The organism is Kribbella sp. VKM Ac-2568 (assembly GCF_004345365.1).
GTDB lineage: Bacteria > Actinomycetota > Actinomycetes > Propionibacteriales > Kribbellaceae > Kribbella > Kribbella orskensis.
The window spans coordinates 127853-149969 of sequence record NZ_SLVF01000011.1 but is presented as its reverse complement, the minus strand read 5'-3'; the positions used below and the strand labels follow the sequence as shown (position 1 = coordinate 149969).

Annotated in this window: 19 protein-coding genes and 2 pseudogenes; 12 read left to right on the top strand and 9 right to left on the bottom strand. The window is 68.9% G+C overall.

Translation table 11 applies throughout. The features are described from left to right. Window positions 1–128: 128 nt before the first annotated feature. Window positions 129–512, top strand: a complete 384-nt coding sequence (locus EV648_RS29750; protein ID WP_132190825.1) for a cold-shock protein — start codon at window positions 129–131, stop codon at window positions 510–512. Window positions 513–591: 79 nt separating this feature from the next. Here the strand turns inward: EV648_RS29750 and EV648_RS29745 are convergent, their stop codons facing one another. Then, complete coding sequence (locus tag EV648_RS29745; protein ID WP_132298434.1) at window positions 592–1332, bottom strand: TetR/AcrR family transcriptional regulator; 741 nt, start codon at window positions 1330–1332, stop codon at window positions 592–594. 123 nt (window positions 1333–1455) lie between these two features. Here EV648_RS29745 and EV648_RS29740 point away from each other — a divergent pair, with 123 nt between their 5' ends. Continuing rightward, on the top strand, window positions 1456–3066 hold the full coding sequence (locus tag EV648_RS29740) for an MFS transporter (protein ID WP_132298433.1): 1611 nt from the start codon (window positions 1456–1458) through the stop codon (window positions 3064–3066). Window positions 3067–3100: 34 nt separating this feature from the next. On the opposite strand, the gene EV648_RS29735 is transcribed toward EV648_RS29740, so the two are convergent. Then, window positions 3101–5062: an MFS transporter gene (locus EV648_RS29735; RefSeq protein WP_132298432.1), complete on the bottom strand. Its 1962-nt coding sequence runs from the start codon at window positions 5060–5062 to the stop codon at window positions 3101–3103. A gap of 97 nt (window positions 5063–5159) precedes the next feature. Between EV648_RS29735 and EV648_RS29730 the strand changes: the two are divergent. After that, a pseudogene (locus tag EV648_RS29730) lies at window positions 5160–5934 on the top strand (DUF3027 domain-containing protein); the annotation flags it as partial. Between the two features lie 190 nt (window positions 5935–6124). Here the strand turns inward: EV648_RS29730 and EV648_RS29725 are convergent. Further along, window positions 6125–6442, bottom strand: a complete 318-nt coding sequence (locus tag EV648_RS29725) for a DUF2530 domain-containing protein (RefSeq protein ID WP_132298430.1) — start codon at window positions 6440–6442, stop codon at window positions 6125–6127. 112 nt (window positions 6443–6554) lie between these two features. Between EV648_RS29725 and EV648_RS29720 the strand changes: the two genes are divergently transcribed. Both EV648_RS29720 and EV648_RS29715 read left to right on the top strand, forming a co-directional pair. Continuing rightward, complete coding sequence (locus EV648_RS29720) at window positions 6555–8027, top strand: NCS2 family permease (protein WP_132298429.1); 1473 nt, start codon at window positions 6555–6557, stop codon at window positions 8025–8027. A 224-nt stretch (window positions 8028–8251) separates the two neighbouring features. Continuing rightward, complete coding sequence (locus EV648_RS29715; RefSeq protein WP_132298428.1) at window positions 8252–10315, top strand: prolyl oligopeptidase family serine peptidase; 2064 nt, start codon at window positions 8252–8254, stop codon at window positions 10313–10315. Between the two features lie 24 nt (window positions 10316–10339). On the opposite strand, the gene EV648_RS29710 is transcribed toward EV648_RS29715, so the two are convergent. The 3 genes and pseudogenes from EV648_RS29710 to EV648_RS42765 form a co-directional block, all read right to left on the bottom strand. Then, complete coding sequence (locus tag EV648_RS29710) at window positions 10340–11437, bottom strand: hypothetical protein (RefSeq protein ID WP_132298427.1); 1098 nt, start codon at window positions 11435–11437, stop codon at window positions 10340–10342. 178 nt (window positions 11438–11615) lie between these two features. After that, a pseudogene (locus tag EV648_RS45340) lies at window positions 11616–11675 on the bottom strand (hypothetical protein); the annotation flags it as partial. Window positions 11676–12345: 670 nt separating this feature from the next. Next, window positions 12346–12795 (bottom strand): MarR family winged helix-turn-helix transcriptional regulator, encoded by a 450-nt coding sequence (locus tag EV648_RS42765; RefSeq protein WP_158294104.1) that lies wholly within the window; start codon window positions 12793–12795, stop codon window positions 12346–12348. 67 nt (window positions 12796–12862) lie between these two features. On the opposite strand from EV648_RS42765, the gene EV648_RS42760 reads away from it, so the two are divergent. After that, window positions 12863–13300, top strand: a complete 438-nt coding sequence (locus tag EV648_RS42760; RefSeq protein WP_158294103.1) for a MarR family winged helix-turn-helix transcriptional regulator — start codon at window positions 12863–12865, stop codon at window positions 13298–13300. Between the two features lie 52 nt (window positions 13301–13352). On the opposite strand, the gene EV648_RS29690 is transcribed toward EV648_RS42760, so the two are convergent. Beyond that, window positions 13353–13955 (bottom strand): GIY-YIG nuclease family protein, encoded by a 603-nt coding sequence (locus EV648_RS29690; RefSeq protein WP_199234892.1) that lies wholly within the window; start codon window positions 13953–13955, stop codon window positions 13353–13355. A gap of 267 nt (window positions 13956–14222) precedes the next feature. On the opposite strand from EV648_RS29690, the gene EV648_RS29685 reads away from it, so the two are divergent. The 4 genes from EV648_RS29685 to EV648_RS29670 all read left to right on the top strand — a co-directional run bounded on the left by EV648_RS29685 (window position 14223) and on the right by EV648_RS29670 (window position 18493). Continuing rightward, a complete protein-coding gene (locus tag EV648_RS29685; protein ID WP_132298424.1) occupies window positions 14223–14825 on the top strand; it encodes a glyoxalase superfamily protein in 603 nt (200 codons plus the stop codon). 161 nt (window positions 14826–14986) lie between these two features. Then, window positions 14987–15436 carry a MarR family winged helix-turn-helix transcriptional regulator gene (locus tag EV648_RS29680; protein ID WP_132190838.1) on the top strand — a complete coding sequence of 150 codons (450 nt, stop codon included), beginning with the start codon at window positions 14987–14989 and terminating at the stop codon, window positions 15434–15436. Beyond that, window positions 15433–16734, top strand: coding sequence for an MFS transporter (locus EV648_RS29675; RefSeq protein WP_132298423.1), 1302 nt, complete (start codon window positions 15433–15435; stop codon window positions 16732–16734). Before EV648_RS29680 ends, EV648_RS29675 begins: the two co-directional genes overlap by 4 nt. Before the next feature lie 361 nt (window positions 16735–17095). After that, complete coding sequence (locus EV648_RS29670) at window positions 17096–18493, top strand: mycothione reductase (RefSeq protein ID WP_132298422.1); 1398 nt, start codon at window positions 17096–17098, stop codon at window positions 18491–18493. A gap of 30 nt (window positions 18494–18523) precedes the next feature. Here the strand turns inward: EV648_RS29670 and EV648_RS29665 are convergent, their stop codons facing one another. Continuing rightward, entirely contained in the window at window positions 18524–20008 is a 1485-nt protein-coding gene (locus EV648_RS29665; protein ID WP_241995704.1) for an LLM class flavin-dependent oxidoreductase, read from the bottom strand. 3 nt (window positions 20009–20011) lie between these two features. After that, a complete protein-coding gene (locus EV648_RS29660; protein WP_132298421.1) occupies window positions 20012–20245 on the bottom strand; it encodes a hypothetical protein in 234 nt (77 codons plus the stop codon). 388 nt (window positions 20246–20633) lie between these two features. Between EV648_RS29660 and thpR the strand changes: the two genes are divergently transcribed. Then, window positions 20634–21197, top strand: a complete 564-nt coding sequence (gene thpR / locus EV648_RS29655) for an RNA 2',3'-cyclic phosphodiesterase (RefSeq protein WP_132298420.1) — start codon at window positions 20634–20636, stop codon at window positions 21195–21197. Between the two features lie 42 nt (window positions 21198–21239). Then, window positions 21240–22091 (top strand): iron uptake transporter permease EfeU, encoded by an 852-nt coding sequence (gene efeU / locus EV648_RS29650; protein ID WP_132298419.1) that lies wholly within the window; start codon window positions 21240–21242, stop codon window positions 22089–22091. Window positions 22092–22117 lie beyond the last annotated feature (26 nt).

The following is a 22117-nucleotide window of genomic DNA, read 5'->3' as shown; positions in this document are numbered from 1 at the left end:
GTTGCCTCATCAGGTAGTTTCCGACAGGCGCAGCCACCCCGGGTTCACGTACGCTGGGTAGCCGGCCCCGGGCAGCCTGTCCGGTACCCCTCCGTCCTGTTCCGACGATTGACACCGAAGAGGTTCCCGTGCCTGTAGGCAAGGTCAAGTGGTATGACTCCGAGAAGGGGTTCGGCTTCCTCAGCAAGGAGGAGGGCGGGGACGTCTATGTCCGGGCGGAGGCCCTGCCGGCCGGAGTGACCAACCTCAAGCCGGGCCAGAAGGTCGAGTTCGGGGTCGTCGAGGGCCGCAAGGGTGAGCAGGCGCTGCAGGTCCGGCTGATCGACCCGCCGCCCTCGGTGGCGAAGGCGATGCGGCCGAAGCCCGAGGAGATGGCGCTCGTCATCGAGGACCTGATCAAGCTGCTCGACAACATCGGCGAGGGCTACCGCCGCGGCCGCCACCCCGACAGCAAGGCCGCCCGTGGGGTGGCCACCGTGCTCCGAGGCGTCGCGGACAAGCTCGACATCTGACCCGACCCTGTACTTCGCTGCGCCCTGCCGCACGTTCCTGAGGACGTGCGGCAGGGCGCAGCCGCAGTACGGGCTGTGGTCAGGCGGTGCGGCGGGTGATCAGGGCCTGGATGCCGTCCAGAACCGTGTTCAGGCCGAAGGAGAAGTCGTCGGCGTCGTAGTCGACGTCGAAGTCCGAGGTCGGCCGGGCCGCCAGGTTGCCCGCGATGGCAGGGAAGCGCTCTGGGTCGGCCAGCAGCCTGAGCCGCCGGGCGTAGGTCAGGTTGGCCTCGCCGGCGTCCTCGGCCTTGGTTGCCATGTCCATGGTCAGCGCTCCGACCCCGCGGACGTAGATGTTCACCAGCAGCATCGCGGACAGGCTGTCCTGCGGGGTCAGGGGTGTGTCCTCGAACGCGCGCAGCCCGTTCTCCATCCACTCCAGCTGCAACGGTGACAGCGGCGGCTCGAACACGGGCACCTTGAGCGCCCAGGGGTGCCGCCGGATGGCGTCTCGGAACGTCATCGCCCAGGTGGTGATCCGCGCCCGCCAGTCCGCCCCGGGGTCCACCGGAGCCGGAGGCCCGAAGGCCTCCTCCAGCATCACGACGTACAGGTCGTCCTTGGAGTCGACGTACCGGTAGAGGGACATCGTGGTGCGGCCCAGCTCGGCCGCCACCTTGCTCATCGAGACCGCCCCGAGGCCGCCGGCGTCCGCGAGCCTGATCGCGGCGCGGGCGAGATCGCTGATGTGGAACGTCGGCTTCGGCCCCGGCCGCGCCGGTCCCTCGAGTCCCCACAACTGCTGCAGCACCCGCGGCAGGTCTTCCGCCGTCTCGCTCATCCCGTACTCCTCCCGATCCCGTGAACTCCCGGAATCTTATCTGTTTACATCATAGACAGATGCTTGCTATGGTCTGCGTATGGCGCACACAGTGTGCGACGTACACAGATCTATGGAGGGGTCATGAGCACTGCGGAGCTCGCCGGTCCGAAGGCCGGCCGGAAGGAATGGATCGCACTCGGCGTGCTCGCGCTGCCGCTGCTGCTGGTCTCGATGGACGTGTCGGTCTTGTACTTCGCGGTCCCGTTCATCAGCGCCGACCTCGGGGTGTCGGCGACCGAGCAGCTGTGGATCTTCGACATCTACGGCTTCGTGCTCGCGGGCCTGCTGATCACGATGGGCTCGCTGGGGGACCGGATCGGCCGGCGCCGGCTGCTGGTCTTCGGCGCGATCGCGTTCGGCCTCGCCTCGGTCGCGGCGGCGTACTCGCAGACTCCCGAGCAGTTGATCGCCGCTCGCGCGGTGCTCGGCATCGGTGGCGCGACCCTGATGCCGTCGACGCTGGCGCTGATCCGGAACATGTTCCACGACCCGGTCCAGCGCGGTAAGGCGATCGCGTTCTGGAGCGCGGTGATGATGGGCGGCATCTCGCTCGGCCCGGTGCTCAGCGGCGTCCTGCTGGAGCACTTCTGGTGGGGCTCGGTGTTCCTGATCAACACCCCGGCGATGCTCCTGCTGCTGGTCCTCGCGCCGGTGCTGCTGCCCGAGTTCAAGGCGACAGTGCGGGGACGCTTCGACCTGCTCAGTTCGTTCCTGTCTCTCGGTGCCGTGCTGCCGGCGATCTGGGGGATCAAGGAACTGGCCGCGCACGGTGTCGCCATGCTGCCGATCGTCAGCATCGTCGTCGGTCTCCTTGTCGGCCTGGCCTTCATCCAGCGGCAGCGCACCGCGGAGCACCCGATGATCGAGCTGCCGATGTTCCGCAACCGCGCCTTCAGCGGCGCCCTGGCCGCGAACACCATCGGCATGGTCGCGCTGGTCGGCAACGCGGTCTTCATGACGCAGTACCTGCAACTGGTCCTCGGGATGAGCCCGCTGAAGGCGGCCCTGTGGTCCTTGGTTCCGTCGGTCGTCGTGGGTGGCGCGGCACCGCTCGGTACTGCGCTGGCCCGGAAGGTCGACCGGGCGTACGTCCTGGGCGGCGGGTTCGTGGTCGCGGCGGCCGGGTTCGGCGTACTGACTCAGATGCAGGTCGAGTCGCGCCTCGTAGTACTGCTGGGTGGTGCGGGTCTGCTCGCCGCCGGGCTGGTGATGGTGATGGCGCTGGTGACCGAGGCCGTGGTCGGCTCGGTCGCACCGGAGCGGGCCGGCTCGGCGTCCGCGCTGATGGAGACCTGCAGCGAGTTCGGCGGAGCGCTGGGCATCGCGGTCCTGGGAAGCATCGGTACTGCGGCCTACCGGAGCGACCTGGACACGCACCTGCCGTCGGGCCTCCCCGCCGGCGCGGCCGCAGCCGCCCGCGAAGGTCTGGCCGGAGCCACCGCCACTGCCGCCCAACTCCCGGCCAACCTGGCCGACGCGCTGCTCACCACAGCCCGCCACTCCTTCAACCACAGCATGAACGTGGCCGCCCTGGTCGGCACCGTCCTCCTGGCCACCACCGCCGTCGCCGTGACCCTCGTCCTCCGCGGCACCTCGCACCCGACACCGGCCGTCGGCGAACCCACGGACCACGAGAGCGACGAGAGTGACGTCGCCGAGGGCAACAGGCTGGCCGCGGTGGAGGTGAACTGAGTCAGCCCTCAGTCAGCGCTGACTCAGGGCAGGGTCAGCGTGGGGGCCGGCGGGTCGAGCCGGCATCGGGGTCCGACCGGCGTCGCCGGAAGGGCCCCGACCTACGCTCGGAGGGCTCGTCGCTGGACGGCTGCTTGTTCTCGACTGTTTTGTCGGCGGCCCAGGGAGCCTCATCCTCGAGGGTCTCGTCTTCGTCCGGCTGACCGCTCCACCAGCGGCCGACCGCCTGTTCCTGCACTCCGCCGGTATCCCGGGGCTGCTGGTTGACGGTCGGGTCGGGGCGAGGCTTGGAGTCGTCGTCGTTCGGATTGAAGCGGAGCTCGACGGTGGGCTCGGTGTAGCGGGTGCGGGAGTCCGTTCGCGGGCGGTTGGCGCGGCGATCGGCGATCGACTCCGGGTCGCTGGTCAGGATCGTGCGAGTGGTGCCGGTCCGCGGCTCCGGCGGACCGCCCTTGCCCGTGGGCTTGCGGCCACCAGGACCACCTGAACCACCCGAGCCCGAGCCCTCAGGACCGCCCGAACCGCCAGGAGCACCGGAGCCCGGTCCGCCCGAACCGCCAGGGCCGCGCGAGGTGGGGGAGCCGGGACGGGGGCGGGGTGCGGGGATGGTGGGCTTGTAGCGGACGACCAGGACGACCACCAGGACGAGGATCGCGGCGAGGAAGCCGAAGCCGACGCGGGGCATCAGGGGGAGGAGGATGCCGCAGCCGCCGCCGAGCACCCAGGCCAGCTGCAGGACGGTCTCGGAGCGCGCGAACACCGACGTCCGGACCGACTCGGGCACGTCGCGCTGGATCATCGCGTCCAGCGACAGCTTGCCGAGGGAACTGCACAGCCCGGCGACCAGACCGAGCGTGATCAGCATCGGGAAGCCGTAGAACACCGCGACCCCGAGGGCCACCACCACGTCCGCGAGCAGCACGACCAGGACGACGGTCTCAGGTTTTCTTGCCCTGAGCAACGACCCGGCGATGGTCCCCAGGCTGTTGCCGATACCGGCGGCGGCGATCACCGCACCCGCGGCGACCACGCCGTCGATCCCGCTGATCGGCCGGTCCCGCAGCAGGAAGGCCAGATACATGGTGAGGAAGCCCGAGACGAACCGCAGTCCCAGGTTGCACCGGATCCCACGCGCCACCGCCGCGGTGATCGCCCGTCGCCGGGCTTCGCGTCCCGCAGTACCGGTCATCTCTTCGCCGGCAGGGGAGTCGACGCGGCTCGGCAGCCGGATCGCGAGGATCAGGCCGACCGTGTAGACGACCGCGGCCCAGCGCAGCGACCACTGCGGCCCGATCGCGGCGAAGGCAGCCGCGAGTCCGGCGCCGACGGTCGCGCCGGCCAGACCGGCCAGCGAGATCCGTGAGTTTGCCGTGACCAGGGTGACGTCCTTGGGCAGCAACCGCGGTACTGCGGAAGCGCGGGTGACCCCATAAGCCTTGGAGGCGACCAGACAGCCGAGCGCGGCCGGATACAACCAGGCAGAGCTCTCGTGGATCGACGCGGCAAGGCTCCAGACCAGGAAGCCGCGCAAGCCCAGCGTGGCCCCGATCGCCCAGCGACGCCCGTGCCGGAACCGGTCCAGGATCGGCCCGATCAGCGGCGCCATCAACGCGAACGGCGCCATCGTCAGGACCAGGAACAACGCGACCCGGTCACGAGCCTGCGAGCTCGGCACCGCGAAGAACACCGTCCCCGCGAGTGACACGGCGAAGGCGGTGTCGCCGGCCGCGTTCACCGCGCCCAGCTCGATCAACCGGGACAGACCTGATTCGCCCGCTCCCTGCGCGCCGGTGAGGCCGCGGATGCGACGCCCGGTCGCCTTGCCGAAGCGGCCGGTGACGTTCGCGGTCTTGCGCGACGCGGAGGCGAAGCCGGTGGCGCCGGTCTTGGACGCCTGGCCGACCTTCTTGCTCGCGCTGCCCAGCCGTTTGCTCGCCCTGCCCAGCCGCTCACCCGCCGTACTGCGCGGCTGCTCTGCGGGGTCCGGGCTTTCCATGTCACCATCCTGCCTTGCGGTGGGGACAGACCGCAGTGCGGACCGCGCGCGTTTCTCGTCACGGTGCCGTTCGGTTCGGAGCCGCGCCCGTGCGAGAATGACCGATTGTGACTCCCGTCAAGACTCCGGAACCGGTTCGCGCCAAGCCTGACGCCATCAGCGTCGCGGCGGTCGAGGCTGCCCGCGAGGCGGCGATCGAGGAAGCCGGCGCCGCCCAGGTCGGGGAACACCTCGGTCATCTGGTCGAGGGCGAGCGGCTCGTCACGCACTACTTCGCCTCGACCCACCCCGGTTACCGGGGCTGGCGCTGGGCCGTCACGGTGACCCGCGCCTCCCGCGCGAGGACCGTCACCGTCAACGAGGTCGTCATGCTGCCGGGCGACGAGGCGATCGTGGCGCCCGAGTGGGTGCCGTGGTCGGAGCGCGTCCAGCCGGGCGACCTGCGCCCGGGCGACCTGTTCCCCACGCTGCCGGACGACCCGCGGCTGGAGGCCGGATTCACCGACACCGGTGCGCCCGAGGATGTGCTCGAGGTCGTCGAGGAGCTCGGACTGGGTCGCGAGCGGGTGCTGTCACAGATCGGCCGGCAGGAAGCGGCCGACCTCTGGTACTCCGGTGAGTTCGGCCCGACGTCGCCGATCGCCCAGGCCGTTCCGTACAAGTGCTACACCTGCGGGTACTCGGTCCGCCTCGCGGACAGCCTCGGTCAGGCGTTCGCCGTCTGCACCAACGAGATGTCGCCCGGGTTCGGACGGAGCGTGTCGTTCGACTACGGCTGCGGAGCCCACTCGGACGTGGTGATCGACGCGCCGGACCACCCGTCGACCGAGCACGCCTTCGACACCACCGGGTACGACGAGCTCGCGATGGAGTCCACGCAGGCGGCCGACGACGAGGTACAGGAAGCCGACGCGGTCCAGGCGGAGGTCGAGGCGGCCGCCGAGCCCCCGTCGGACGACGAGGTGGAAGAAGTCGCCGCGGCCGTCGAGGAGTTGGCCTCCGGTGACAGCGACGCCGGGGACGCGGAGCAGGACGACGCGGAGCAGCGGACCGAGGGCTGAGTCAGTCCTCGGTGGGCGGGCGATGGCCCGCCTGAATGGCGGCCCAGCGGCGGCGGCAGTAGGCGAGGCCGATCCAGCCCAGCCCGAAGCCGGCCACGGTGACCCACAACCACCACTCGGTGCCGTTCTTCTTCAGGTCGTCGCGGAAGATCAGCAGGACCACGAACGCGATCGCCCAGGCGACGATGCCGGTGATCACCGACGGGATGCCGGACAGGTCGAGCGGCTTGACCTCGGCGTGCACCAGTTCGCCCCGGGCCAGCTGACTGGTCGGGTCGGTGCGCTTCTTCGAGGCCGGCGTCTCGTTCTGGTCTGCCACGCCTCCAGCTTAGTCCCCGCCGACGCCCAGCCGGGGGTCCGGTCAGAAGGCCGGCGACACTGGTTCGCGGAATCTCTCGCCACCCGGCGCCACGAACTGGCACCATTCCGACATGAGCTCGCCCCAAGCTGACACCGCCCGCTCCCGATCCAGCCTCGTCGACTCCTTCTTCAAGATCAGCGATCGTGGCTCGACCGTCGGCCGTGAGGTCCGCGGCGGCCTGGTCACCTTCTTCACGATGGCCTACATCGTGGTGCTGAACCCGCTGATCATCGGCACCGTCAAGGACGGCGCCGGCCAGTACATCGGCGGCGGCCTCGATCCCTCGGTGTCGATCGCCAAGGTCGCGGTCGGTACGGCGCTGGTCGCCGGGGTGGTCACCATCCTGATGGGGCTGGTGGCGAACTTCCCGCTGGCGCTGGCCGCCGGGCTCGGCCTGAACGCCTTCATCGCCTTCAGCGTCGCGGCCAAGATGACCTGGGCCGACGCGATGGGCCTGGTGGTGATCGAGGGCATCATCATCCTGATCCTGGTGCTGACCGGGTTCCGCAAGGCCGTCTTCGAGGCGGTGCCACGACAACTCAAGATCGCGATCAGCGTCGGCATCGGCCTGTTCATCGCGTTCATCGGGGTGGTCGACGCCGGCTTCGTCCGCCGGCCCGCGGCGCCGAGCGGACCGCCGGTGGAACTGGGGGTCGGCGGCAACCTGCGCGGCTGGCCGGTGCTCATCTTCGTGGTCGGCCTGGTCGTGATCATCACGCTCTACGCCCGCAAGGTGAAGGGCGCCATCCTGATCGGGATCCTGGCGGCCACCGTGCTGGCGATCGTGGTGGAGGCGATCTTCAAGATCGGCGCCCGGACCGCCGACAACCCGGCCGGCTGGGGCCTGAGCGTGCCGAAGGTGCCGGACGACTGGTTCTCCAAGCCGGACCTCGACCTGATCGGTGAGTTCAACCTGTTCGGCTCGTTCGAAGAGGTCGGCGTGATCGCTGCGGTGCTGCTGATCTTCACCCTGATGCTGGCCGACTTCTTCGACACGATGGGCACGATGACCGCGATCGGCGCGGAGGCCGGCCTGCTCGACAAGGACGGCACCCCGCCGAACACGCAGCGCATCCTGATCGTGGACAGCGTCGCGGCCGCCGCCGGTGGAGCCGCCTCGGTCTCCAGCAACACGTCGTACATCGAGTCCGCGTCCGGTGTCGGTGAAGGGGCGCGGACCGGGCTGGCGAGCGTCGTCACCGGGATCTGCTTCCTGCTCTCGATGGTGGTCGCGCCGTTGGTCACCCTGGTCCCGTACGAGGCGGCCACGCCGGCGCTGGTGCTGGTCGGGTTCCTGATGATGATGCAGGTCAAGGGCATCGACTTCGACGATTTCGAGATCGCGTTCCCGGCCTTCCTGACCATCATCCTGATGCCGTTCACCTATTCGATCTCGGCTGGGATCGGCGCCGGGTTCGTCTCCTACGTGCTGCTCAAGGTGGTCCTCGGCAAGGCCCGCGTGGTGCACCCGCTGATGTGGATCGTCTCCGCTCTCTTCGTCATCTACTTCGCGATCGGCCCGCTCGGCGACTGGCTCACCTGACGCTGTGTGACCGGCGGGGTGTTGGTTGGGTACCAAATCATCTCCGCTTGCCGTCCGGCTACCCACAGATCAGCGCCGGAGTTGGGATTGCTAGAATCACGGTCGTCCGGGCTCTCCGGCAGCCACGACCGATCCACTCTCTTGTCCGTCCAGAAGTGTCCGATCGCTGTCGTACTCTCACTTCCCTGATCACCGGTCCGGATAGGGAGCCCAGAGTCTCGGTTATGGATACGAACGAATTCCCTGCCCAGTCCGCACGGACCCGCCGCTTCACCCTCGGCCTGCCGCGCGATTTCACCTTGTCACCCGATGGAAACCGGGTGCTCTTCCTGCGCAGCCGCGGCGGCGAGGACCGCGGTAGTTGCCTCTGGCTCCAAGAAGCGGGTGAGGAGCGCCTGCTTGTCGCCCCCGAGCATCTCGGCGCCGACGGCCCGATCCCGGAGGCGGAGCGGATCCGCCAGGAACGCGCTCGCGAGAGCTCCGCCGGTGTGGTCGCCTACTCGGCCGATGCGGCGCTGAGCAAGGTTGCCTTCGCCGTCAACGGCCGCCTCTGGACCCTCGACCTTGCGCAGCCGGAGTCGCTCCGGCAGGTGGAGACCGCCGGGCCGGTGGTCGATCCGCGGCTGGACCCGACCGGCAGCCGCGTCGCCTATGTCACCGACGGGGCGGTGCACGTCCTGCGGCTTGCCGATGGCAACGAACTGCGACTGGCCGGGGACGAGGATCCCGAGGTCAACTGGGGTCTGGCCGAGCACGTCGCGTCGGAATCGATGGGTCGCTACCGCGGTCACTGGTGGTCGCCCGACGGCACCCGGCTGCTGGCCACAAGGGTCGACCTCACCCCGGTCCAGCGCTGGTGGATCGCGGACCCGGCGAACCCCGACCGGCCGCCGCGCCAGATCGCTTACCCGGCCGCGGGCACCCCGAACGCCCTGGTCACCCTGCACGCCTTCGACCTGGCCGGCGGATCCGTCGAGCTGACGTGGGACCACACGGCGTACGAGTATCTGGTCTCTGCGGCATGGGACGCTCACGGGCCGTTGCTCAGCGTGCAGTCGCGCGATCAGCGGACGCTGCGGGTCCTCGCGGCCGATCCGGACAACGGCGAGACCCGGCTGCTGCACGAGCAACTCGATCCCGCCTGGGTGGAGATCATCCCCGGGACACCGGCCCGCACCACCTCGGGCAGACTCGTCCACACCGCCGACGAGCCGGAGACCCGCCGACTCGTGATCGACGGCGAACCGGTGACGCCGGAAGGCCTGCAGATCCGTGCTGTGCTGGAGGTTTCCGGCGAGTCCGTCCTCTTCGAGGCGACGGACGAGCCGACCGAGCGCCACCTCTGGCTGTACGACGAGTCCGGGCTGCGCCAGTTGAGTGACGGTCCGGGTGCTCACACCGGCACCCGGGTCGACGGTGCGCTGGTGCTCTGGTCGAACACCGAGTCCGGCCGAGCGTTCGTCGTCCGCCGCGAAGGCCGTCCGGACGAGCTGATCACCTCGCACGCCGCGCAACCCTTGGTGACTCCGCGGATCACCTGGTTGAAGGCCGGGCCGCAGGAGTTCCGCACGGCCTTGCTCCTGCCGTCCTGGCACCGACCGGGCAACCCGCTGCCGGTGCTGATGGCGCCGTACGGCGGACCGGCGATGCAGATCGCGATGAAGGTGACCGGCGGCTGGTTCTGCACGGCGCAGTGGTACGCCGAGGCCGGGTTCGCCGTGGTCATCGCGGATGGCCGCGGTACGCCGGGGCGTGGACCCGCGTGGGAGAAGACGGTCCACCGGGACACCTTGACGGCTCCCCTCGAGGACCAGGTGGTGGCGTTGCACGCGGCCGCGGAGTACTGCCCTGACCTCGACCTGACCCGCGTCGGGATCACCGGCTGGAGCTACGGCGGCACCCTCGCCGCGACCGCGGTACTGCGGCGGCCGGACGTCTTTCACGCGGGGATCTGTGGCGCCGGGCCGAGCGATCAGCGGTTGTACGACACGCATTGGCGCGAGCGGTTCCTCGGCCATCCGGACGAGCACCCGGAGGACTACGACAGGTCGTCGCCGATCAATGACGCGGCGAAGCTCGAGCGGCCGTTGCTGCTGGTGCACGGCCTGGCCGACGACAACGTGGTGGCCGCCCACACCCTGAGGATGTCTGCGGCGCTGCTCGCGGCGGGACGTCCGCACCAGGTGCTCCCGCTGTCGGGTGCCACCCACAGACCTACCGAGCCTGCCGCGGTAGCAGGTCTGATGCGGTTCGAACTGCAGTTCCTGAAGGACTCGCTGAAGGTCTGACCTGCTGAGGCCCGCGCCCCTTGCTCAGGGGCGCGGGCTGTCCGCAGGCAGCAGGCGGGCGCGCAGGTCGAGGTACTCCTTGCGGGCGGTGAAGAGGTCCCGGAGTTCGGCGGTGACGTTGTCGAGGAACTCGGTCCGGTACGTCGCGTCCGTCATCAGCGAGATCGAGTAGTACAGGCCGGTGAAGTTCGCGATGCCGACGGCGACCTTGACCAGGGCGGCGCTGATCAGCAGCGGATGCCCGAGCAGATCGAACTCGTACGACCAGGCGCCCGGGCTGACACCCCACTGGTCGTAGATGTGCCGGCTGATCGCGAGCACGCCGAACCCGACGAAGAACAGGCCGACGCCCGTGCTGACCACGAGCACCTGCATCCACTGCCGGACCACCAGGCTGATGCTGAGGTTCAGTCGCTGGATCCGGCGCAGCGGGGGACCCGAGCCGGCGTCCTGCTCGATCCTGTCCAGCTCCTTCGGCAGCCGCAGCATCAGGAAGAGGTCGCTGAGCAGGGCGAAGGCGAGCGCGAAGAAGACGATGAAGGCGACCGGCATGCCGGCAAACACCTGCCACATCTCGGTGTTCACGAACAGCACCAGGGAGAACACCAGCAGCAGTGGCAGCGCGCGGACCAGGCTGGCCACCGAGCTCGCCAGTTCGGCGCCGAGCCGGTGCAGGCCCCAGAACGTCGTACCGATCAGGCCGTAGCCGACCACGGCGTAGATCAGGCCGACGAGCAGAAGGTTGCCGAGGGCCACTCCGAGGAACTGCCGCACCTGGCCCTCGGAGGCGAGCGGGAGCAGCGCCGGGAGCAGCACGAAGACGGCGAGCTCGGCGATGCCGAAGCGGGTCGGGAAGGACCAGAACGGCCGGCCGCGGAGCCGGTTGAGCACGCCGAAGCCGCCGATCAGGAACGCCAGACCGGCCAGGGCGGCGAGCAGGTTCTGCCAGAGCGGCCACTCGAGCGAGGTGGCGCCGAGCATCTCCAGGATGAAGACGAGCGCCAGCAGCGGGGTCGCCCGGCTGAAGATGTCGTGCGCCGGTGAGAAGTCCTCGATGAACAACGGCAGCCCCGCGCGCCGGAAGCGCTGCTCGTACCGGGCCAGCTCCGGTGGTGTCCCCATGCCAGCGAACCCTAGTCGCCGTCCAAGGGCATCGCCTGAGATCCAGGAGGATTCCGCGGCACCTGTCGACGCACGGCTGAGGAATCGACTGCGCGGTGGACAGCAGGTCGATGCGCCCGGCTCCGGACGACCGGAACGCGGCCTCCACCAGCAGCCGGGCGATCCCGCTCCGGCGGTGCTCGGCCGCGACCGCGAGGAAGGTCAGGTACCCATGGTGCCCGTCGGTGAGCAGGTGCACCGCACCCACGACCTTCCCGCGCCGTACCGCGATCGGGCCCAGCGCACCCGGCGCGGTGAACAGCCGCCGGACCGGTCGGTGTCCGAGAACGTCGGCCAGCCCTCCGCCCGCGCGAGCGCCGCCACCCCGTCGGCATGGTCCGGCTGGAACGGCACTACGTCGGTCTGGTCCATCCGGTCATCGTGCCGGAACCAGCGAGGTGCTGCCTCCAGATTTTTCCAGCGAAGGAACGTGAACAGCTCCCCGCGACCAGCGGGTGCCGGTGAACCGGCAGACACACCCCACGAGTATCCGGCCTGCACCGGCGCCAGGACGGGTCGTCCGGCCGGGAGCTATTGCAGACGAGTAGGGACATCTGTGCGGGCGACTTCGGACATCGACATCCCGGCCAGGCCTCGTCACCCCGCACGCAGGCTGCCGAAAAGCGTGTTGCAGAGTCGGAGTGTCCAACAACGCCGCACCGACCGTTTGCAGAACAGCCGCCGGCCCGTGTCGTCAACGACGACGCTGCGCCGGCGTCGGCCGTCGCCCTGACGTCCACCAACGAGTCGACCTCGACACTCGCCGCCTCGTCACCGATCAGAACAGCTGACCCCAAAGCGTCATCAGCCACCACATCTGCAACCCCATCGACTGCACGCGGCCGGGCCGGCCGTGTGCGCGAGCTTTCTCACGCCGGCGCATCCTCGAACGCGGCCGCGTCGATCGTCGCCTGGTCGGTCTCGGCGATTTGCTGCAGAAGGGCGCGGGCTGTCTCGACCCGGGTCGCGTCGAAGAGGCTGAATACCCGACCGGTCACCGTGCCGATCCGGTCAGCGATGGACGCGTAGCGCTCGGCTCCTGCGGGCGTGAGGCTCAGCTGCTCGTCGCCATCCTCGATGAGTCCGTCGGCGGCGAGGCGCGCGAGCAGCGCATCCACGCTCGGGTCGTCGTACCCGCTGGTGAAGAGCAGTTCCTTGACGGTCGTCGTCGGAGTACCGCCGCGCAGGCCGAGGGCGTTGAGCGTGAACCACGCGCCGGGCTCGAGGTCCTCCTCGGTGAGGATCCGGATCAGAGGACCGCGCAGGTTGCGCTCAGCGAGGGCCATCGCAGTACCGAACGGGAGTCTCGGTGCGTTCACCGTCCTTCTCCTTTCTACAATGGACAGTTACCTGTCCACCGTAATCGAAAGACAGGAGACTGTCTATATGCCTGAGCGTCCCCAACCACTCATCGGGTTGCTGCTGCGCCTGGCGAACCAGCGCTGGTCCACCGAGATGGACGCCGAGCTCGACAAGCTCGGCGTCCGCGACCTCACCGCGGCACATGCGCGAGTGATCCCGTTCGTGCCGCCCGAGGGCGTCACCGTCCAGGCGCTCGCCGCAAAGGCCAACGTGCGCAAGCAGACCATGGCCCACAGCGTCGATCAGCTAGTCGCTGCCGGCCTGGTCGAGCGCCGTCCAGATCCCAACGACCGGCGCGCGTCGCGCGTCGTACTCACCGAGGCCGGGCTCGCGATCCGACCGATATCGCGCAAGGCCGGAGGCACTGTCGAGCGCGCCTGGGCCGACCAGCTCGGCGAGGACCGACTGGAGGCGCTCCGGGCGGCACTGATCGAATTGGTCGGGTACGAATCAGGGATCTAGACGCGATCGAACAGTCGGTCGAGTCCCATCCGCGCTCGACGTGCCGGCGGTGCTAGCTAATGGGTAGTTCGCGTGCCCGTGCGCGTTGATTGGCGCGGGCAGCAGTGAGCTCGGCGCCGCTGTGTTTGTTCTGGTCGAGATTCAGCGGGAGTACCAGGTTGTGAATAAGTCGGCTTTCCAGTAGCCAGGGCGTTGCGGTGGCGGCGCGGCACTCATGCGCATGATGAGCCATCCAGTCGGACACCACCGCTTCATCGTGGCCGAAGGCCATCCGTTGCCCGCTGCCAACTCTGCGCAGCTGAATGCCCAGTTCTTCGCTGAGCAACGAGCCCAGCGTCAACCTCAAGGTCGACCCATACGCGTTGCCCCGGAAGTGGTACCGGATGCGCGACCGCAGGGGGCGGCTACCCGCGCGACCGTCTTTGGGCGGTGCCTTCGGCGAGATCCCGACGTACAGCAAGGCGCCAGCGGCGGTGATGTGGCAGCCCTGTGTCGGGACATGCGGCGGAGGCTGGTCGAAGTACCAGGCATAGACGCCAGAGATCGCGGGCACCGGGCACGGCCGCGTCAGCACGTCGTCGCAGGACAGCACCGCGGCCGGTGGACAACGATGGATCACCCAGAAGTGGCAGCACAGCCGGGCCTCGGCCGCCATACCCCGGTAACCCGTCACACCAGTCGTACGGCGTACGTCGATCCGGGTCGCCCGCGAGCAGCAGCCACCGGGACCAGTGCCTCCGGTCGTCGTTGACAGGGTCTGCCGGGGTTTCTAGCCTGATCGCACGGCTGATGCGGCCGGCCGCCTGCGCCCGGTGATCACGGGTTCGGTGAACGCATCGCTTCTCCTTCTGATCCGGTTCTCCGTGTGGCGGACGCATCAGCAACGCAGGCACTGGTCGGTGATGTCCGCCTGGAGGATCAGATGCGTACCTTCCGCGACGCCAAGACGATGGCGAAGACGCTGCGGGCCGAGTTGCTCGGGCGCAAGGAGACCGAGATCTCGCACAGCGAGGCGCTGGAGATCGTGTCCCGGCAGTTCGGGCACGACAACTGGAACGTGATGGCTGCCAAGACGGAGCAGTTGTCCGGAATCGACGGCGACGGTGGCAGCGGCGCCGGCGTCATCACCATCCCGGTGCTCCGGATCTTCGACGTCGAGCAGGCCAAGACCTTCTACGTCGACTTCCTCGGCTGCCGGCTCGACTTCGGCGGCCCGTCGGATGGCCAGGACGGCCCGTTCTACGGCCAGGTGACCCGCTCCGGCAGCACCTTCCACCTGACCGAGACTGGGTACGTCGCGTCGCCCGGCGCCACCATCGGGATCTGGACGGCCGGGCTGGACCGGTTGCACGACGAGCTGAACGAGAAGCGCACCAGGATGGACGTGTGGGGACCGGGCGTCTGGGTGCCCTGGCCCGAGGACGCCCCGTGGGCCCGGGTGATGACGATCAGCGACCCGTTCGGCAACAGCTTCCGCTTCATGGAACCCCACGACCTGAAGACCCAGCCGACCCCGCGCTGGTAACAACCGGTCCGTACCACCGCGCGCAGCCTCGCACCCCGGTCCACCCGGGGCGCGAGGCGGTTCGGGCGTGCCCGGGGGTGGGTGGAGTCACCGGTTGACTGCGTGCGGAATACGGCGGCAACTCATTTTCGTTAGCAAAGGTAATGAGTTAGGCTAAACACATGCCCGAAGTCGTAGCCCAGCAGGTGAAGAGTGACGTCGGGCTGGCCAGCGCCCTGAGATCGTCCACGCTGCGGCTGTCCCGGCAGATCCGCCGGCAGCGAGTGGACAGCCACGACCTCACCGCGAACCAGCTCGGCGTGCTCGGTGCACTCGGCAAGCACGACGCGATGACGATCGGCGAGCTGGCCACGCACGAGCAGGTCAAGCCGCCGTCGATGACGCGGATCGTGTCGAACATGGAGGAGGCGGGCCTGGTCGCCCGCCGCCCGCACGAGACCGACAAGCGCCAGATCGTGGTCGAGCTGACCGATGCCGCGCACCACCTGCTGCGCGCCAACCGGCGCCGCCGCGACGAGTGGCTGCAGACCAAGCTGAAGAAACTGACCCCCGAGGAGCGCGACATCCTGCGCAAGGCAGCACCTGTTCTCGAACGCCTGGCGGCCCCATGAGTCCGACCTTCCGCGCGTTCAAAGTCCGCAACTTCCGTCTCTACGCCACCGGCGCGATCATCTCGAACACCGGCACCTGGATGCAGCGGGTCGCCCAGGACTGGCTGGTCCTGGAGCTGACCCACTCCGGGACGGCGCTCGGCATCGTCACCGGCCTGCAGTTCCTGCCCGCCCTGCTGATCTCGCCGTACGCCGGCCTGATCGCCGACCGGTTCCCCAAGCGCCGGGTGCTGACCGTCACCCAGATGGCGATGGCAACCGTCGCCCTGGTCCTCGGCACCCTGGCCGTCACCGGACTGGTGCAGACGTGGCACGTCTACGCACTGGCCTTCGTGTTCGGCATCGGCACCGCCTTCGACGCGCCGACCCGGCAGTCGTTCGTGGTCGAGATGGTCGGCAAGGACGACCTGTCGAACGCGGTCGGCCTGAACTCGGCGTCCTTCAACGCGGCCCGGCTGATCGGCCCGGGGCTGGCCGGTTTGCTGATCGCCTGGATCGGGACCGGGCCGGTGATCATGATCAACGGCTTCAGCTACGCCGCGGTGATCCTGTCGCTGTACCTGATGCGCCCCGACGAGCTGCACACTCCGAAGATGGCCGGGCGCGAGAAGGGCATGATCCGCGACGGGATGCGCTACCTGTGGCGCCGGCCGGACCTGATGATGGTGCTCGTCGCGGTCTTCTTCGCCGGCACCTTCGGGCTGAACTTCCAGATGACGTCCGCGCTGATGGCGACCAGCGCGTTCCACAAGGGCGCGGGGGAGTACGGCATCCTCGGCTCGATCCTGGCGATCGGCTCGCTGGCGGGGGCGCTGCTCGCCGCCCGGCGGGTCCGGACCCGGGGCCGGCTGGTGATCGGGGCGGCGCTCGCCTTCGGCGCGATGGACATCGTCAGCGGTCTGATGCCGTCGTACCTGTCCTTCACAGCGGTGCTCCCGCTGGTCGGGTTCACCGCGCTGACCATGCTGACCGCGGCCAACGCGACCATGCAGCTCGGCATCGAGCCGACCATGCGTGGCCGGGTGATGGCGCTGTACATGACGGTTCTGATGGGCGGTACGCCGATCGGGTCGCCGTTCATCGGGTGGGTCGGCCAGGAGTTCGGCGCCCGGTGGTCGCTGATCGTCGGCGGCGGTCTCACCATGCTCGGCGTGACCGGTTCGGTGCTCTACTTCTCCCGTCGCCAGGGCCTCGCCATCCGCCCCCGCCTGCTGCCACGCCCCCGCCTGGAGATCCTTCCCCAGACCGAGCTCCTCGCCGACAAGGCAGCAGTGGACGTCGCCCCCCGGGTCGCCTGACCCCGCGTCCCCGCCACGGCGTGGCGACAAGGCCCAGGGGGCACGCCTGGTGCACAGGATGCGGCTCCGGGGCCACCGGCAGGCTGTCGCTGCCGGGTTGTTCGGCCACTGGCGCCTAACAAGCCGCCAGCCAGCGAACGACCCGCCAGCGGACCCCGATACGAGCCACGAGCGGCCGAACGACCCGCCAGTCGGCTAACAACCGGCCAGTGGTCGAACAACCCGCCGGTGCCAGCCCCTAAATCGGCACAACCACCACCTGCCAGGGCGAAATCCAGCCCCGGAAGGCACTTGTGTACCGACCGACAGTCCGTCAGGTGGGCCCGAGCCGCCTGATTGGCTTCGGCGGTCACAATGGGGTGTGACCCACTTTGACCTGGTAGTGGTCGGGACCGGCTCCGGCAACACGATCGTGACCAAGGAGTTCGCCGGCTGGAAGGTGGCGATCGTCGAGCGCGGCACCTTCGGCGGGACCTGCCTGAACGTCGGCTGCATCCCGACCAAGATGTTCGTGCACACCGCCGACCTGGCCGCCGTACCGTCCGGGAGTTCCCGGTTCGGGGTGGACGAGCAGCTGACCGGGGTGCACTGGCCGGAGATCCGCGACCGCATCTTCAACCGGATCGACCCGATCTCCGCGAGCGGAGCGGAGTACCGGCTGCACCACGCGAACAACGTGAACGTCACCCTCTACCACGGCACCGGGCGGTTCACCGCCGACGGCGAGCTGACCGTGACGTCGGCGGAGGGCGGGCAGACCGAGGTGCTGACCGCGAACAAGTTCGTGCTCGCCGCCGGGAGCCGGCCGATCGTGCCGTTCATCCCAGGGCTCGAGGAGGTCGGGTTCCACACCTCAGAGACCATCATGCGGATGGAGCAGCTGCCCCGCCGGCTCGGGATCATCGGCAGCGGGTTCGTCGCGGCCGAGCTGACGCACGTCTTCTCCTCGCTCGGCGTCGAGGTGACGGTGATCGGGCGCTCCGACCTGATGCTGCGGCACGAGGACCGGGAGCTCGCGGTCCGCTACACGGAGAACGCCCAGGAGCGGTACAACGTCCGGCTCGATCACGACACCGTCCGGGTGAAGGGGCGCGACGACGGGATCGCGCTGGAGATGCTCAGCCCGCAGGGGCCCGACGAGCTCGTGGTCGACGAGTTGCTGGTCGCGGTCGGGCGGACGCCGAACTCGGACGTGCTGAACCTCGGAGTCACCGGCGTCGAGCTGGAGGAGGACGGCCGGGTCATCGTTGACGAGTTCCAGGAGACGGCGGCCGACGGGATCTACGCGCTCGGCGACCTCTGTTCGCCGTACCAGCTCAAGCATGTCGCCAACCACGAGGCACGGGTGGTCAAGCACAACCTGCTGCACCCGGGGGACCGGATCGAGTCCGACCACCGGTACGTCCCGCACGCCGTCTTCGGCTCGCCGCAGGTGGCGTCCGTCGGGCTGACCGAGGAGGAGGCGATCGAGCAGGGCGTCCGGTACGTCGTCGGCCGCGAGGCGTACGCCGACATCGCCTACGGCTGGGCGATGGAGGACACCAGCGGCTTCGCCAAGATCCTCGCGGATCCCGACACCGGCCTGCTGCTCGGCTGCCACGTGATCGGCCCGCACGCGGCGACCGTGATCCAGCCCGTCATCCAGGCGATGAGCTTCGGCCTCGACGCGCACACGATGGCCCGCGGTCAGTACTGGATCCACCCGGCGATGCCCGAGCTGATCGAGAACGCCCTGCTGAACCTGAAGCTCAAGGGCTAGCGAGAATCCAGGGCCGGCGAAGGTCGACGGCTAGCGGAACGCGCTGATGACCTCGGCCATCGTGTCGATCGGGGTGAGGTCGTCGTCGAGGTCGGGGAGGCTCAGCATCACCTCGGCCGTGCCGGCTTCGGCCAGTTCGCGGAACCGCCCGATCTGGTCCGCGATCGTGCCGGCGTTGACGGTCGCGGCGTACCGGGCCGGGTCCTGGTTACGCGGTCGCAGCCGGTCGACCAGTTCGTTGACCTGCTGGTGGTCCTTACCGACGAGCGTGGTCGACAGGTGGGTGAGCCTCGGTGGTTGCTTGCCAGCTTCCGTGTGCGCCTTCAGGTACTCCGCTTTCTGCCGCACCTTGACCGCATCCCCGAAGACGTTCGCGGCGTCGGCGTACCGGGCCGCCAGCCGGAGGGTGCGGTCGCCGCTGCCGCCGAGCAGGATCGGCAGCGGGTCTTGCAGCGGGCGTGGGTAACAGGCCGTCTCCGGTACGTCGAGAACCTTGCCGCGCCAAGGTTTGTTGCCCGGGCCCCAGAGCACCGGGAGCAGTTGGAGCGCGTCTTCGAGCAGGGCGTAGCGATCGCTGACTGACGGGAAGTCCCAGCCGTACGCGTCGTGCTCGGCTTTGAACCAGGCGAGCCCGAGCCCGCAGACCGCACGGCCGCCGCTCAGTACGTCGAGGGTGGCCGCGATCTTCCCGAGGTGGGCGACGTTGCGGTAGGTGATCCCGGTGACGAGGGTGCCGAGCTTCACGCGCTCGGTGCAGGCCGCGAGATAGGCGAGCGTGGTCCAGCTCTCCAGGAAGTCCTCCCAGGCCCGCCCGACCTGCGGGATCTGCCGGAAGTGATCCATCACGTAGATCCCGTCGAACCCCGCCGCCTCGGCCCTGGTGGCGACCTGCCGGATCCACTCGCCCGTGGTCTTGCGTCCCGCTTTGTGGGTGTAACTGCTCAACTGCAGCCCGAACTGAAGTCTTGCCGGCGCTGCCTGCTGCCGCTGCACCGCCTGCTCTGCTTGGACGAACGCCTCCGGTACTACGCGAACCGCCCGCGGCGCGAGGATCTCGTCGTACCCATCCTCGGGCAGTTCGTTCTTCACCCGGGCCCAGGTCTTCAGCTGCGCGGTGAGCACGTCAGCCGGGATCCGCTTGGTCCGCTCGCGATTCCTGCGCCGGCACTCGGCAGCTGGAGTGTCGAAAGCCACCGCCACGCACGGAATCCCGTGCTCCCTTGCCAACGACAACCAATTGAGCCGCCGCTCCCGATCGAGTCCCAATGTGTCGATCACGGTGGTCAACCGCCGCCCGATCCGTTGCCCCACCACCTCTTCCAGCAAGGCGAACGCATCAGCACTGGCGGCCAGATCGTCCTCCCCGGCCCCCACCAACGCCCGCAGCCGATCACTCGACACCACCAACTCCGGCGCGAACGCCTCGCCCGCCCACGTCGACTTCCCCGCCGCTCCCGGCCCCACCAACACCACCACACACGGCGAAGGCAGATTCCGCCCACCAACATCACCCATACCTCAGTCTCCCCCGATCTCCAGCACATACCAGTCCCGCGGATCCTCGAACTGCAGCCACAGGCGGTTGTCCCGGCACACCCGGTGGCGCGCCCAGCCGGGAGGAGGCGAACCGTCGGGCATCACCAGCGGAACGGTCTCGACCGACTCGACCGCTCCGTCGGCGAGCTGCGCGAACGTCACGGAGTACCGGCCGCGCGGATCGTCGTACGAGCCGAAGGAAGGCCACAGTTCCACCAGCGACGGCGAGCCCGCACGCGCCCTTCACCGGCGTACTGCGGATAGTGCGGATGCCGTCGCGATCGATCTCCACCAGCGGGAAATCGGTGTAGGGGTAGGCCCAGGAGCGTCGGAGCCCGACGTTGAGCGCGATGCCTGAACCTGGGCGCCGCCACGTCGACCTCGGTCACCAGGCCCTTATCGACAAGAACCACCTTGGTCGGCCCTGCGTTGACCAAAGCAACCACCCGACCCCAGGCATCCACCGTCGAGGCAACAACCGCACCGGCCGGATACCGCAGCCGATCGCCGCAAGCCTCCAACCGCGCGACCCGACCCATCCGCCGATCATCACTTGCCCCGTCGCCGGCGTAAAGCAGGTTGCCGGGGGAATTAGGGTTGGTGGATGCGATTGTTTGTGGCGGTGGTGCCGCCGGTGGAGGTTGTGGAGCATCTGAGTGAGTTCGTGGAGCCGCGGCGGGCTCATCGCGATGACGACATCCGGTGGGCGGCGGACGAGAACTGGCACATCACGCTGGCGTTCCTGGGGGACGTTCCGGAGTACAAGACGGACGAGCTGGCCGAGCGGCTGGGGGTGGCGGCCAAGCGGCAGAAGCCGTTCGACCTGCAGTTGGCCGGGGCCGGAGCGTTCCCGTCGGTGGCGGACGCGCGGGTGGTGTGGACCGGGGTGCGGGACGAGAGCGAGGCGCTGCCGCATCTGGCGATGACGACGCGATCGGCTGCGAACAAGGCTGGGGTCACCGTGGACGGGCGGAAGTTCACCCCGCACCTCACGCTGGCCCGGACGCGGCAGCCGATCGACGTGGTGAAGTGGGTCCGGGTGCTGGACGAGTACCGCGGCCCGGCGTGGACTGCACAAAGTATCGAGTTGATCTCATCGCGTCTCGGCGAAGGCCCGAGCCATGGTGCGGCCTACGACACAGTGGGCGAATGGGAGTTCTTAGGTTAACCTTCGGAAGGTTAGCCGTACCTAACGTCCAGGAGTTCCGCCATGCTCGCCAACTACCTGATCGGTCTCCGAGAAGGCCTTGAGGCATCGCTGGTGGTCAGCATCCTCGCCACCTTCCTGGTCAAGTCGGGTCATCGTGACCGCCTCAAACTGGTCTGGATCGGTGTCGGCGCGGCCGTCGCGGTCGCGGTGTCCGGCTGGGCCCTGCTGCAGTTCATCACCTCGCTCACGGCCAAATCGTTCACCACTCAGGAGACGATCGGCGGGGTGATGTCGATCGTCGCGGTCGGCTTCGTCACCTGGATGATCTTCTGGATGCGCAAGGCCTCCCGCAGCATCGCGCGGGAGTTGCGCGACCGGATGGGCCAGGCGCTCGAGATCGGCACCCGCGCCGTGGTCCTGCTGGCCTTCCTCGCGGTCTTCCGCGAAGGCATCGAGACAGCGTTCATCGTGTATGCCTCGGCGGCGACGGCGACCACCGCGACCCCGTTCATCGGCGTGCTGCTCGGCCTGGCCACCTCGGTGGTGCTCGGCGTGCTGATCTACCGCGGCGCGGTCAGGATCAACCTCGCGGTCTTCTTCAAGTGGACCGGCGCGATCCTGATCCTGGTCGCCGCCGGCATCTTCGCCTACGGCTTCCACGATCTGCAGGAGGCGAACATCCTGCCCGGCCTGGACAACCTGGCCTTCGACATCTCGCACGTGATCCCGCCGGACAGCTGGTACGGCGTCCTGCTGAAGGGGATCTTCAACTTCAACCCGGCCCCGACCGTCATCGAGGCGGTCGCCTGGCTGGCGTACCTCGTGCCGGTGCTGGTGCTCTACTTCCGGCCGCTCAAGCCCACCACGCCGCCGTCCGCGGTAGCCGCCGAAGCCCGAACCGAAGCGGCCTGAACCACCCCCTCACCCGTCCAGGAGAC

What these genes read in the sequence shown, in the direction of transcription:
- EV648_RS29745 (WP_132298434.1), bottom strand. Translation starts at nt 1,332, where the DNA reads ATGAGCGAGACGGCGGAAGACCTGCCGCGGGTGCTGCAGCAGTTGTGG.
- EV648_RS29740 (WP_132298433.1), top strand. Translation starts at nt 1,456, where the DNA reads ATGAGCACTGCGGAGCTCGCCGGTCCGAAGGCCGGCCGGAAGGAATGG.
- EV648_RS29735 (WP_132298432.1), bottom strand. Translation starts at nt 5,062, where the DNA reads ATGGAAAGCCCGGACCCCGCAGAGCAGCCGCGCAGTACGGCGGGTGAG.
- EV648_RS29720 (WP_132298429.1), top strand. Translation starts at nt 6,555, where the DNA reads ATGAGCTCGCCCCAAGCTGACACCGCCCGCTCCCGATCCAGCCTCGTC.
- EV648_RS29715 (WP_132298428.1), top strand. Translation starts at nt 8,252, where the DNA reads ATGGATACGAACGAATTCCCTGCCCAGTCCGCACGGACCCGCCGCTTC.
- EV648_RS29710 (WP_132298427.1), bottom strand. Translation starts at nt 11,437, where the DNA reads ATGGGGACACCACCGGAGCTGGCCCGGTACGAGCAGCGCTTCCGGCGC.
- EV648_RS42760 (WP_158294103.1), top strand. Translation starts at nt 12,863, where the DNA reads ATGCCTGAGCGTCCCCAACCACTCATCGGGTTGCTGCTGCGCCTGGCG.
- EV648_RS29690 (WP_199234892.1), bottom strand. Translation starts at nt 13,955, where the DNA reads ATGGCGGCCGAGGCCCGGCTGTGCTGCCACTTCTGGGTGATCCATCGT.
- EV648_RS29685 (WP_132298424.1), top strand. Translation starts at nt 14,223, where the DNA reads ATGCGTACCTTCCGCGACGCCAAGACGATGGCGAAGACGCTGCGGGCC.
- EV648_RS29680 (WP_132190838.1), top strand. Translation starts at nt 14,987, where the DNA reads ATGCCCGAAGTCGTAGCCCAGCAGGTGAAGAGTGACGTCGGGCTGGCC.
- EV648_RS29675 (WP_132298423.1), top strand. Translation starts at nt 15,433, where the DNA reads ATGAGTCCGACCTTCCGCGCGTTCAAAGTCCGCAACTTCCGTCTCTAC.
- EV648_RS29665 (WP_241995704.1), bottom strand. Translation starts at nt 20,008, where the DNA reads ATGGGTGATGTTGGTGGGCGGAATCTGCCTTCGCCGTGTGTGGTGGTG.
- thpR (WP_132298420.1), top strand. Translation starts at nt 20,634, where the DNA reads ATGCGATTGTTTGTGGCGGTGGTGCCGCCGGTGGAGGTTGTGGAGCAT.
- efeU (WP_132298419.1), top strand. Translation starts at nt 21,240, where the DNA reads ATGCTCGCCAACTACCTGATCGGTCTCCGAGAAGGCCTTGAGGCATCG.